The organism is Pedobacter gandavensis (genome assembly GCF_032678465.1).
GTDB lineage: Bacteria > Bacteroidota > Bacteroidia > Sphingobacteriales > Sphingobacteriaceae > Pedobacter > Pedobacter gandavensis_B.
Genome location: NZ_JAVTSK010000006.1, coordinates 1 through 12179 on the forward strand (window position 1 = coordinate 1; position 12179 = coordinate 12179).

Below are 12179 nucleotides of genomic sequence, written 5' to 3' on the forward strand. Positions count from 1 at the left end.
GCCAGGTGTTTCAGATGGAACGACCTTCAGCGCAGTTTACACGATTAAACAGTCGGATGTAGATGCAGGTAAGGTGACCAACCAGGCAACGGCAACTGGAAAAACACCAAACAACACGCCAGTAACGGTGAGTTCAGATGATCCATTGACACCAGCTCCTGGTGATGGAACTACGACTACATTGAGTGCTGCAGGAAAAATGGTGTTGCAAAAACGTGCGGTATTTAACGATGTGAATGGAAATGGTACTGCCGAGGCGGGTGAGACGATCACTTACAGCTTTACAGTACGTAATACAGGAAGTGTGACCTTAACAGGAATCACGATCAATGATCCATTGGTACCGGTTACAGGCAGCATTGCAAGTCTGGCTCCAGGCGTTTCAGATGGAACGACCTTCAGCGCAGTTTACACGATTAAACAGTCGGATGTAGATGCAGGTAAGGTGACCAACCAGGCAACGGCAACTGGAAAAACGCCAAACAACACGCCAGTAACGGTGAGTTCAGATGATCCATTAACACCAGCTCCTGGTGATGGGACTACGACTACATTGAGTGCTGCAGGAAAAATGGTGTTGCAAAAAAATGCAGTTTTCAATGATGTGAATGGAAATGGTACTGCAGAGGCGGGTGAGACGATCACTTATAGCTTTACAGTACAAAATACAGGAAGTGTGACCTTAACAGGAATCACAATCAATGATCCATTGGTACCGGTTACAGGCAGCATTGCAAGTCTGGCTCCAGGCGTTTCAGATGCAACGACCTTTAGCGCAGTTTACACGATTAAACAGTCGGATGTAGATGCAGGTCAGGTGACCAACCAGGCAACAGGAAGAGGTCAAACTCCATCTGGTACCCCTGTTATTTCGATTTCTGATGATCCTTCTACTTCGGTTCCAAATGATCCTACGAAGACTACACTTCCTAAAGTCGATCCATCTCAGTTGAAGATTTCAATTGATCTCCTAAAAACTTATGTGCTAAATGATGAGAATGGAAATGGAAGAGTGGATGTTGGTGAAACCATCGATTATAAGTTTACAGTTACAAATACCGGGCAGGTGAATTTAATGGATGTGGTGTTAACTGATGACTTCCTGCCGGGAGTTGTAGTTTCAGGAGGTCCAATAAAATTATTGGTGCCCGGACAAAGGGATGTCAATACCTTCAGTGCAAGATATAGAGTTACTCAGGAAGATTTAAATAAGGGTCAAATCCTTAACCAGGCATCTGTTAAAGCACGTGATGGAATAGGAAGGATTGCTCAGGACATGTCTGACGATCCAGGAAATCCAACAAACAAGGATGTAAACGGAGACAACAATCCTGATGATGTAACTGCCATAAATATAAACAATTGTGAAATCAAGGTTTATGACATCATTAGTGCAAATAATGATGGTATAAATGACGAATTAAAGATAGAGGGACTGAATTGTTATCTAAAAAATAGAGTAGACATCTTTAATCGTTGGGGTATCAAAGTATTTGGAACAGAAAACTATGGAAAAAATAACAATACTTTTTCTGGATACTCAGATGGTAGGGTAACCATACAACGTGGTCAAAAGCTGCCAACCGGGACTTATTATTATGTGATTGAATATATTGATTCGACAGGCAAGACAATGAAAAAAGCAGGACCGCTTTATGTGATTACCAAATAAATTGAAAAACTATTAAAAAATAGCTATGAAAAAGTTACTGCTTCTATTTATATATATCGGCTTATCCAGTGGAATGGTTAAAGCCCAGCAAGATGCCCAGTACACGGATTACATGTACAATACGATTAGCTTTAATCCTGGGTATACAGGTACTCGTGAAGCCCTAAGTATTTTAGGGCTATACAGGAATCAATGGGCTGGGCTTAATGGTGCCCCGGAAACCGTTGGACTTTCTGCTCATGCTCCTGTGGGGAAAAAGGTTGGACTTGGAATTAATATTTCTAATGATAAGATTTTTGTGGTGAACGAAATTGCAGTTGATTTCTTTTTTAGTTACCAACTGGATTTGAGCGAGAAGGCTAAGCTATCTCTTGGTTTAAAGGGGGGAATAAACCAGTATAGTGTGGATTTTACTAAGGCAAATACAGGTGGTTATGATCCGGGAGATTACAATTTGAATAATTCAGGTAGTACGCTTTCTCCTCAGACCGGCTTTGGTGCATTTTATTATACTGATAATTTCTATGCGGGTATTAGTATTCCTAATTTATTAAACACCAGTCATTTTAGTGATGTGAATAAGGGGTTGAAAAATGACAGGCTACATCTTTATTATATCATTGGTAAGGTGTTTAATTTTGGACCTGACATCAAATTTAAGCCTTCAGGATTGGTGAAAATGGTTAGTGGTTCGCCACTTCAGGTTGATGTTTCTTCTAATGTTATGTTTGCCGATAAGTTTACCCTGGGTCTGGCTTATAGATGGGATGCTGCATTGAGTTGTCAGACCGGCTTTCAGATTTCAGACAAATACATGATCGGGTACGCATATGATTGGGAAACTACAAAGCTCGCTCAATATAACCACGGTTCTCATGAGATCTTCCTAAGATATGAACTGTTTTCAAAAAGAGGTAAAATCTTATCGCCACGTTTTTTTTAATCACTCAGAACTTATCAGATGAAAACAAGATTAATACTATTTTTTATATGGAGTGCCTTATTCAACAGTGGATGGTTGTTCGCGCAAAGCAACCTTGAAAGAAAAGGAAATAGTGAATATGATAAATATGCATTTATTAATTCCAGGGAATATTACATTCAGGTCGCTAAAAAGGGCAAGGCCTCAGATGAGTTGCTCATTAAATTGGGGAATTCCTATTATTTCAATGCCGATTATGCACAAGGTGCCGAGTGGTATGGTAAGTTGTTACTACAGAATCCTGAACCTTCCCCGGAAATATGGTATCGCTATGCACTTTGTTTGAAAAGTACCGGAGATTATCAACGATCGGATGCCATGATGGAGCAATTCTATAAAAGAAAAGGAGAAGACTATAGGGCAAGGTTGTTCAGTGTCAATAGAGACTATTTAAAGGAAATTGAAATGCAGTCCGGCAGTTTCGAGATTGAAAAGGCCCCCTTCAACTCAACTTCTTCAGATTTTGCCCCAATGTTTTATAAAGACGGTCTCGTTATTTCCAGCAATCGGGAAAAGCCTGGATTGGAGAAGAACATACATGTATGGAACAACAATTACTTTAATGATCTTTATTTGGTAGATCCTGCAGACAAAGGTAAACATCCCAAAGTTCGGGCATTTGACAAGAGAATAAATACAAAATTTCATGAGTCAACGGTAGCCTTTACCAAAGATTTTAACACGATTTATTTTACCAGAAATAATTATTTTAATCAGGTTTATAAAAATGATACTGAAGGTGTCAATCGTTTAAAATTATTCCGCGCAGATCAGGTCTCTGGAAAATGGGTGATTAAAGAATTGCCATTTAACAGTGATGCCTATTCAGTGGCACATCCAAGCTTAAGCCTGGATGAGAAAACTTTATATTTTTCTTCTGATATGCCAGGAGGCTATGGGCAGGCTGATATTTATAAGGTTGCGATTACAGCTGAGGGGTATGGCAAACCAACTAATCTTGGCCCTATGATAAATACGGAAGGTCGGGAAACTTTTCCTTTTATTTCCAAATCAGGTAAACTGTTCTTCTCCTCCGATGGACATGTAGGATTGGGTGGATTGGATGTATTCGTTTCGGAATTCGATAAAGACCTGAATTTTGCTGAGGCCTATAATTTGGGTAAACCTGTAAACAGTAAAGATGATGACCTTAGTTTCATTATAGATGATGAAGAGAAAACAGGCTATTTCGCTTCAAATAGAGACAATGAAGTCTCAGATGATGACATCTATACGGTCAAAAAGATTAAACCGTTTATATCCAAATGTGTCCAGTTTTTAGAGGGGACAGTGAAAGATTCTATTACGAACGAACTCTTAATTGGTGCCAAAATCTCACTTTTTGACGAATCAAATCGGCTTATTGCGACTACCTATACTGATGAAAAGGGTTTTTTTAAAGTAGATGTTGAATTGCCTTGTAAAAAACAATACTCGCTACGTGCTGAAAAAGAAACCTATAATTCGGATGAAAAAACAGTACTTACAAATCAGTTTCCATATCAAAATGTTCGTTCCCAAATTTTGTTGGAAAGGGTAAACCTGATTAAAGGAACAGATTTGGGTAAGCTTCTGGCACTTCATCCTATTCGCTTTAATCTTGGGAAATATGATATTCTTCCGGAAAGTGAGATTGAACTTCAAAAGGTGATTAATGCGATGAAATTGTATCCCAAATTAATTATTGAGGTGAGATCCCATACGGATAGCCGGGCATCCAAGGCTTATAATAAAACTTTATCTGAAAACAGAGCAAAATCAACAGTGGCATATATAATTACAAAGGGAGGGATTGATCCGGCTAGAATTTCCGGTAAAGGATATGGGGAAGAAGAATTGTTAAACCGTTGTGCTGATGGTGTTTCCTGCCCTGAAGGAGATCATGCGATCAATAGGAGAAGTGAGTTTATCATTATGAAATCTAATTAATATAATAACTCAAAGTGGTCAAGTACCATTGTTCATGATTGGTGGAAATGATTTAAAAAAATAATCAAACTATGCTGAAACCTAAAAATAGCCTGTTGTTCGATGTCACCAAAATAATTGTTAGTGAAGGAGCATTAAGATCAATAAGAACATGCACTAATGATAAAGATAATCAATGTAATATGGAGTATAAACTGCTGAACGAAGAGGAGAGCTTTGCTTATTTAAGCTTTAATACTGATGGTCTAACAAATGAGATTGGAACAGAAACAATGGTTGCTGAAACTGAGAATCATTGGTCAAAGTTATTGGAATCAGTTGTTGTAAATACCACTGATGGGATATTAATTACAGATACTAATTTCTCAAATCCTAAAATTATTTACGTGAATAATGCACTTTCAAAAATGTCTGGTTATTCTAAACAGGAATTACTAGGCCAAAGTCCAGGTATCCTTCATGGAAAGAACTTTCAACAAGCAGGGATAAAGATTCTGGAAAAGGCAATTCAGCTGAAGAATTACTGTACGGTGGATTTGATTAATTATAGAAAATCTGGACAAGAATACGATGTAAATGTAAGTGTTTCACCAGTTTTTGATCGCCAGGGTGCTTTAACCCATTGGATTTCTATTCAAAGAGATGTAACCAGTCACAAAAGATATGTTCAAGCAGTAGAAAGTCAGAATGAGAGGTTAAAACAAATTGCCTGGATGCACTCTCATTCATTAAGAAATCCATTGTCGAAAATTATCGCATTGGCCAAATTGATCAAGGTGGAGAATTGTAATGAGGACCAGCAAAGATTGTTAAATTACTTTACTCAATCAGTTTACGATTTAGAAGATGTAATCTGTGAAATTGAAGGCATGGCTTATATTCATGAGCCAAGAGAAGATTAAAGGAGGAATCATTGTGGTATTCACCGAAACGGATGATGTGTCTACGCTGGTAATTTGATTTAGTGATCACGTAATTTATTTAATTAATAGCATGAGGAGTGAATCAGGGGTGTTGAAATTAAGAGCCAGTTTATTGGTTGTAGAGGCTTTAGTACTCATTAGAGAACGGAAAAAAGAACGCTTTCCTGTAATAGAAAATGATCAAATCATCGGGATGATAAATTATGATGACTTAATAAGTTTCTTAAGCAAAAAAAAGGATCTTTTTTATTACCATCAGATGAATTTTGAACTTAAAATTGCCTTATTCAAAATCAGAGAAAAGGAAAATTCAGGTTAAAAGCATAGTATGGTCTAATTTACGAATTGGTAAGGGAAGCTAATTGGCTGATGACCACTTAGCTTCCCTTTACGGTTCATTGTATGGAGAGATTTTATTTCCACCAATTGTAGTAGTTGTGATCCTGGTCTAGTTCAAATCCGCATTTTGGATAAAGCTGGTTTCCGATGTCATTGGTTTTTTCCGTTTCGAGTAAGAGTCCACAGGCATCTGTTTCCTCACAATACTTTTTGCAACGGTCAATTAAGGCAATGGAAAGACCGCGGCCCCGGAACTCTGGATCCACAAACAAATCACTTAGTAACCATTGGCGTTGGAGTGCTTTGTAATGGTACAATGGATAGAGTTGTGCGAATCCCGCAAATTTTTCCTCTACTTTAATCAGGAATGTAACGGTTTCATTATTGCTGATCCTTTCCTTAAGAAAGCTTTTTCCCTTTTCCACATCAGATGCCTGTCGATAAAAGACGCGGTATTGGTCGAATAATTCTGCAAATTCATTTAGATGTTCTAGTGTGGCAATTTCAATTTTAACCATGTTTGATAGATTAGTGTTGTTTAACATGTGGTCAAAATTGGTTGATTTTAGGTTCAGTATAGGCGGCCAGTTTTTATAAATTCATAGGGTCCAGATGGTGTTGATCAGGTCGCTTTTCGGTTTTTTCATGGAACCTTGTTTTTCCAGCAGAAGTTAGTCGCCCATTATCAGCGGGCTTATCTGGTTGCTTTCCTAATAGATTTTGGATAGTTTTGGCATGGTTTTCTTGTTGACCATTTAACCTGGAATCTTTTGAAGCTACTGAAACACTTTTTTTTACTCCTATCCTTTATGAGCTTCATGGTTTTTAGCCCTGCTGCCGCTCAGGATGCAAAACTGGACAGCCTGTTGAGCATATTGGATGATGCCATTCAGCAGCGGCAGATCTATGCGGACAGGAGAGAGGCAGAAATTTACAGACTTAAACAACAACTTAAAACCTCAGACTTATCAAAAGAGAAATCAGGTCTGTTAAAACCTGATCGTTATGCCATTCACACTAAACTTTACCAGGAATACAAACCTTATCAGAGCGATTCTGCGATAAAATACGTCAGTTATAACCTGGAAATTGCGAGGAAGCTAAAAGATCCATTGAAAATTGCGGAATCTAAATTACAACTCGCAGCGCTCTACTCAATTGCTGGAATGTCTATGGATGCCGCCAATTTGTTGAGGAGTTTACGCTCAAATCAATTGACTCTGGAACTGAAAATAGGTTATTATCAGGCTTATAAAGACCTCTATAGCAATTTGGCCGCCTACCATAATGTCAACACTGATGTATATCGTAAATCTAATGCCGCATATAGAGATTCTTTATTGCAGTTATTACCCTCATCTTCCAGAAACTTTAAGGGTGTTTATGCTGAAAAGTTAAGCGCTTCCGGACAATACAAAGCCGCTGAAAAGATTTTACTGGAACTTTTATCAGGTGTGAAAACCAAAAATCATGAGTATGCGATTTGGAGTTCTGCATTGGGAAATGTCTATAAAAATGAAGGCAATACCTTGCTTCAGCAGCAGTATTTTGCTTTATCGGCCATTTCAGATCTACAGAATGCCATCAAGGAGAATACCTCTTTACAAGCATTGGCCATCTCACTTTATGAAAGTGGGGATTTAGAACGTGCTTACCAATACATCAAATGCTCTATGGAAGATGCAATTTTCTGTAATGCGCCTTTAAGAACGATCGTTATTTCAAAGATTTTTCCAATTATTGATCTGGCACATCAGGCCAAAGAAAAAGAGCAGCGATTGCAATTGTTAATATTGCTCGGCTTGATCAGTCTACTTTCAATTGGTTTAATCCTGGCGGTATTTTATGTGATCAAGCAGCTGAGCAGACTGAAAAGGGGTAGGTTGGAACTACAGGAAGTCAATCATCTTTTAAAGACATTAAACCAGGACTTACAACACGTAAACCTGCAATTGAACGAAAGTAATGTCCAGCTGAAAGAAGCAAATCTCATTAAAGAAGAGTACATCGGGAATTTTCTGGACCTTTGTTCCAATTACATTAATAAACTGGAAGATTATAGAAAAGCGCTAAATAAGAAAGCGACAACAGGTAATATAGATGGTTTATTGAAAATGCTCAAATCGACCGAACTGATGAGCAAAGAGCTGAAAGTACTCTACAGGAATTTTGACGATACCTTCCTACATCTGTATCCGGATTTCGTAACTGCATTTAATCAATTACTAGTAGAAGAGGAGCGGTTTGAACTGAAAGCAGGAGAGCTAAATACAGAGTTACGGATTTTCGCATTATTGAGATTAGGCATTGAGGACAGCGCAAAAATTGCCGCCTTTCTCCGCTGTTCTATGAGTACGATATACAATTACCGTACGAAAGTGAGGAATAAGGCGATGGTTCCGAGGGAAGATTTCGAAGATTATGTGAGGAAAATCGGTACCATATCTACATTTTAGGTATCTTGTCATGGTGATATCTGTTTGTTTTTGAGTTGAATAGCTTGATTTTGATTCTACATTTTTGTAAAGCTTCGTTTTTTCAATGGAATTCGCGGTTACTTTTGAAAAGTTAGGAAGGGCCCATGTGGCTTTGCCCGGCAAATTTAAAATAACCAATATTTACAGGTATGAGCCAGTATCAATTTCGCAATGCTATCCGTATAACCAGGATCTATAAGTTCATGATGATGATTTGTTTTTGTTATGCAACAACTTCCAGCGCACATGCACAGGAGTTAAAATCTCCTGACAAGAACCTGACTTTAAAATTCAGTCTTGGCGACGCAGGTACGCCAATATACCAACTTACTTATAAAGGTAAGGAAGTCATCAAGCCTAGTACAATTGGACTACAGCTAAAAAATGCGCCGGATCTTTTAAACGGTTTTGAAATTTCGGATACTAGACAAAGTAATTTTGATGAGACCTGGACCCCGGTTTGGGGAGAGGTAAAAACCATCCGCAATAATTACAATGAGCTTGCAGTAACCCTTAAACAGCCTGCCAGTGATCGGTTCATCCTGCTGCGTTTCCGTCTGTTTAATGATGGTTTGGGTTTCCGTTACGAATTCCCTGAACAAAAAAACCTGAACTACTTCACGATTAAAGAAGAAAAAACTCAATTTGCTTTAGCTGGCGATCACAAGGCCTTTTGGCTTCCCGGCGACTATGATACACAGGAATACAGCACCGTAACTTCCGATCTTTCTGAAGTTCGTGGGAAAATGAAAGCTGCAGTAACACCTAATGTGTCTCAAAAGACTTTTTCAGAAACAGGATTACAAACACCTTTAATGATGAAAAGTAAGGATGGTTTGTACATCAATATCCATGAGGCCGCATTGATCAATTATTCTACCATGTCTTTGGAACTGAATGATAAAGACATGGTTTTGGAATCGGTATTGACTCCGGATGCGATAGGTGATAAAGGCTATATGCAGGCCCCTACACAATCGCCATGGCGTACCATCATTGTGAGTGATAAAGCCGCTGATATTCTGATGTCTAAAACTATTTTAAACCTGAATGAACCTACTAAGTTCAAAGATACTGACTGGATCAAACCAATAAAGTATGTAGGTGTATGGTGGGAAATGATTACCGGAAAAAGTACCTGGGCCTATAATGACCTGGATAATGTGCAGCTTGGAGTTACCGATTACAGCAAAACCAAGCCGAATGGTAAGCATGCAGCCAATACCAAACGCGTAAAAGAGTACATTGATTTTGCAGCAGAAAATGGACTGGACGCCGTACTGGTAGAGGGCTGGAACGAAGGTTGGGAAGATTGGTTTGGAAAAACGAAAGACTATGTGTTTGACTTCGTTACTCCATATCCTGATTTCGACGTAAAAGAACTGCATCGCTATGCGGCAGCTAAAAATGTAAAAATTATTATGCACCATGAAACATCCTCTTCAGTGCGTAATTATGAACGTCATCTGGATACAGCATATAAGTTTATGGTGGATAATGGCTATAATGCTGTTAAAAGCGGTTACGTTGGGAATATTATTCCAAGAGGAGAGCATCATTACGGGCAATGGCTGGTCAATCATTACCAGTATGCCCTGGAGAAAGCGGCAGCGTATAAAATTATGGTGAATGCGCATGAAGCGGTAAGACCTACAGGCTTGAGCCGTACCTTCCCAAATTTATTGGCGAATGAATCTGCAAGAGGAACGGAATATGAAGCTTTTGGTGGGAATAATGCTGATCATACCACAATTTTGCCTTTCACCAGGTTGATGGGAGGTCCGATGGACTATACTCCCGGGATTTTCGAAACTAAAATCAGTGCTTATAATCCGGAGAACAATTCATTTGTGCACAGTACCCTTGCCCGACAGCTGGCCTTGTATGTAACAATGTACAGTCCGCTGCAAATGGCAGCAGATTTACCGGAAACGTATCGTAAGTTTATGGATGCTTTTCAATTTATCAAGGATGTGGCCATTGACTGGGACGATACAAAAGTACTGGAAGCAGAGCCAGGCGATTACATCACTTTTGCCAGAAAGGCCAAAGGTACAAACAACTGGTTTGTTGGCAGTACCTGCGATGAAAATGGTAGAAATTCTAAGGTAAACCTGGATTTTCTGGATGCCAATAAAAAATATATAGCAACGATATATGCAGATGCAAAAGATGCGCATTATGAGAAAAATCCACAGGCTTATGTGATTAAAAAAGTTAAGGTTTCGAAAGGCACCAAATGGACACAGTATTGTGCGCCAGGTGGTGGATATGCGATCAGCATTATTGAACTTAAATAGTTCAGTAGAGGAGCTGTTAACAGGCGCTTTCCTAAAGGGAAGCGCCTGTTTTATTTTTCTGAGCCTTTAGTCCACTTCTGGATTATTTGTTCCTGCAGCTTTGCTTTAAATTCTTTATCCATATAGTGTGGTTCATCCTGTCTGATGTGGAAGCCATGCTGAATCATTTTATTGATCATTACACTTTGCTTTTGGAATATTCTGCAGACAGAGCAAGCCGCCAGATGTAACTTTAATTTAATACTTTCTTTTTGTGTTAATGGACACAGTTCGCCTTTTTCAATCAAGAAGGTGGCCTGGCGACAATCGTAGAGAACTTTTTTAAGTCTATTCATAGCAGTAGATTTAAATCCAGTATTTTTGCAGACATGCTCTTAAACTGAGTTTTGCTCTGTGGATGATGACCCAGAAATTTGATGGCGATACTTTTAGTTGGGTACAAATCACAGTAGTTTCTTCTTCATCAATGTGTTTCATGGAAAAGACAGCAAACCACAAATCGGGCAATTTTTTCATACAGGAATTCAGTACTTTATGAAATTCCTGATGCTGCAGGGGTTCTGGTTGCTGTGCAGGAAATTCTTTAGGCTCATGAGGAGGTTTCCAATGCCCATCATCCTGATTAAAAAAATCTGTTTGTATATTTTCTTCTTCCAGAACCAGATTTTTTGAGATTAATCCAGAGGATTTTTTTCGATAGTGGTCAATGATTTTATATTTTAAAATAGCCGTCAACCAGGTCTTCTCCGTACTCTTTCCCTCAAAATTTTTGGTTTTTTCCAGTGCAGCCAGAAAGGTTTCCTGTACAAGGTCTTGCGCTTCCTCTTTATCATTTACCCTCATGAAGGCATAATTGTACAGATAATCTGCGTAATTGGCAGTCCAGTGTATGGGCTTTATGTTCTGTTGCTCATTAGATATTGTGGTTCGCTTTTCATTTTGCATACATACGGTCTATAAAAATTGAATATTCTGATGTATTGATTTAGTCGAACGAAGCATCTGAACCTTACAGCATTTTCTAAAAAAATAAAATCTTTTGTAAGGTTCCTTCTTTTCCTCCGACAAAGTAGCTAAAAGAACCTCAATTTTATGAAGAAACTACTTGTTTATTTAGGCCTGTTTTTAGGTGTCGTTTCCAGTGTATCAGGACAAAGTTCTGAAGGGACTAAGTCCTTTAACCTGGATAAGTCTGGTCTGGCGCTGGAAGGATTTGATCCTGTGGCGTATTTCAATGTTGGTCGGGCAAAAGAAGGAAAAAAGGAAATCTACACTTCTCTGTTGGGTGCTACCTACCGTTTCAGTTCAATCGCTAACAGAGAACAGTTTAAGGCTAACCCCTCTAAATACTTACCGCAGTATGGAGGCTGGTGTGCCTATGCCATGGGTAAAAATGCCGAAAAGGTTTCTGTTGATCCTGAAACCTTTAAAGTGTTAAACGGAAAACTATACCTTTTTTACAATCGGTTTTTTAACAATACACTTAAAGAATGGAATAAGAATGAAAATGTCCTGAAATCCAAAGCAGATCAGAACTGGTCAAAAATTAATCCTTAG

Annotated in this window: 11 protein-coding genes; 8 read left to right on the forward strand and 3 right to left on the reverse strand. The window is 38.6% G+C overall.

Features of this window, described 5'->3' with window-relative positions:
• From R2Q94_RS12135 to R2Q94_RS12155, 5 genes are all read left to right on the forward strand, one after another.
• Nucleotides 1-1672: gliding motility-associated C-terminal domain-containing protein (locus R2Q94_RS12135; RefSeq protein WP_316821728.1), on the forward strand; the 1672-nt coding region annotated here is incomplete at its 5' end.
• Nucleotides 1673-1697: 25 nt separating this feature from the next.
• A complete protein-coding gene (locus R2Q94_RS12140; RefSeq protein ID WP_316821729.1) occupies nt 1698-2615 on the forward strand; it encodes a type IX secretion system membrane protein PorP/SprF in 918 nt (305 codons plus the stop codon).
• Between the two features lie 18 nt (nt 2616-2633).
• Nucleotides 2634-4583 (forward strand): OmpA family protein, encoded by a 1950-nt coding sequence (locus R2Q94_RS12145; protein ID WP_316821730.1) that lies wholly within the window; start codon nt 2634-2636, stop codon nt 4581-4583.
• Between the two features lie 182 nt (nt 4584-4765).
• Nucleotides 4766-5485 carry a PAS domain-containing protein gene (locus R2Q94_RS12150; RefSeq protein ID WP_316821731.1) on the forward strand — a complete coding sequence of 240 codons (720 nt, stop codon included), beginning with the start codon at nt 4766-4768 and terminating at the stop codon, nt 5483-5485.
• 91 nt (nt 5486-5576) lie between these two features.
• Nucleotides 5577-5825 (forward strand): CBS domain-containing protein, encoded by a 249-nt coding sequence (locus tag R2Q94_RS12155; RefSeq protein ID WP_316821732.1) that lies wholly within the window; start codon nt 5577-5579, stop codon nt 5823-5825.
• A 94-nt stretch (nt 5826-5919) separates the two neighbouring features.
• Here R2Q94_RS12155 and R2Q94_RS12160 read toward each other — a convergent pair whose 3' ends face one another.
• The gene (locus tag R2Q94_RS12160) at nt 5920-6363 is read right to left on the reverse strand and encodes a GNAT family N-acetyltransferase (protein WP_316821733.1); all 444 of its coding nucleotides are present in this window, start codon (nt 6361-6363) and stop codon (nt 5920-5922) included.
• 291 nt (nt 6364-6654) lie between these two features.
• Between R2Q94_RS12160 and R2Q94_RS12165 the strand changes: the two genes are divergently transcribed.
• Nucleotides 6655-8301 (forward strand): DUF6377 domain-containing protein, encoded by a 1647-nt coding sequence (locus R2Q94_RS12165; protein WP_316821734.1) that lies wholly within the window; start codon nt 6655-6657, stop codon nt 8299-8301.
• A 170-nt stretch (nt 8302-8471) separates the two neighbouring features.
• The gene (locus R2Q94_RS12170) at nt 8472-10622 is read left to right on the forward strand and encodes a glycoside hydrolase family 97 protein (protein ID WP_316821735.1); all 2151 of its coding nucleotides are present in this window, start codon (nt 8472-8474) and stop codon (nt 10620-10622) included.
• A gap of 50 nt (nt 10623-10672) precedes the next feature.
• On the opposite strand, the gene R2Q94_RS12175 is transcribed toward R2Q94_RS12170, so the two are convergent.
• Together R2Q94_RS12175 and R2Q94_RS12180 are read right to left on the reverse strand one after the other, a co-directional pair.
• The gene (locus R2Q94_RS12175; RefSeq protein WP_316821736.1) at nt 10673-10957 is read right to left on the reverse strand and encodes a hypothetical protein; all 285 of its coding nucleotides are present in this window, start codon (nt 10955-10957) and stop codon (nt 10673-10675) included.
• Nucleotides 10958-10967: 10 nt separating this feature from the next.
• Nucleotides 10968-11567: a sigma-70 family RNA polymerase sigma factor gene (locus R2Q94_RS12180; protein WP_316821737.1), complete on the reverse strand. Its 600-nt coding sequence runs from the start codon at nt 11565-11567 to the stop codon at nt 10968-10970.
• A gap of 147 nt (nt 11568-11714) precedes the next feature.
• Between R2Q94_RS12180 and R2Q94_RS12185 the strand changes: the two genes are divergently transcribed.
• Nucleotides 11715-12179, forward strand: a complete 465-nt coding sequence (locus tag R2Q94_RS12185; RefSeq protein ID WP_316821738.1) for a YHS domain-containing (seleno)protein — start codon at nt 11715-11717, stop codon at nt 12177-12179.

Bases quoted from the DNA above. Each gene is read 5' to 3' on its own strand.
- R2Q94_RS12140 (WP_316821729.1), top strand. From the start codon at position 1,698: ATGAAAAAGTTACTGCTTCTATTTATATATATCGGCTTATCCAGTGGA.
- R2Q94_RS12145 (WP_316821730.1), top strand. From the start codon at position 2,634: ATGAAAACAAGATTAATACTATTTTTTATATGGAGTGCCTTATTCAAC.
- R2Q94_RS12150 (WP_316821731.1), top strand. From the start codon at position 4,766: ATGGAGTATAAACTGCTGAACGAAGAGGAGAGCTTTGCTTATTTAAGC.
- R2Q94_RS12155 (WP_316821732.1), top strand. From the start codon at position 5,577: ATGAGGAGTGAATCAGGGGTGTTGAAATTAAGAGCCAGTTTATTGGTT.
- R2Q94_RS12160 (WP_316821733.1), bottom strand. From the start codon at position 6,363: ATGGTTAAAATTGAAATTGCCACACTAGAACATCTAAATGAATTTGCA.
- R2Q94_RS12165 (WP_316821734.1), top strand. From the start codon at position 6,655: ATGAGCTTCATGGTTTTTAGCCCTGCTGCCGCTCAGGATGCAAAACTG.
- R2Q94_RS12170 (WP_316821735.1), top strand. From the start codon at position 8,472: ATGAGCCAGTATCAATTTCGCAATGCTATCCGTATAACCAGGATCTAT.
- R2Q94_RS12175 (WP_316821736.1), bottom strand. From the start codon at position 10,957: ATGAATAGACTTAAAAAAGTTCTCTACGATTGTCGCCAGGCCACCTTC.
- R2Q94_RS12180 (WP_316821737.1), bottom strand. From the start codon at position 11,567: ATGCAAAATGAAAAGCGAACCACAATATCTAATGAGCAACAGAACATA.
- R2Q94_RS12185 (WP_316821738.1), top strand. From the start codon at position 11,715: ATGAAGAAACTACTTGTTTATTTAGGCCTGTTTTTAGGTGTCGTTTCC.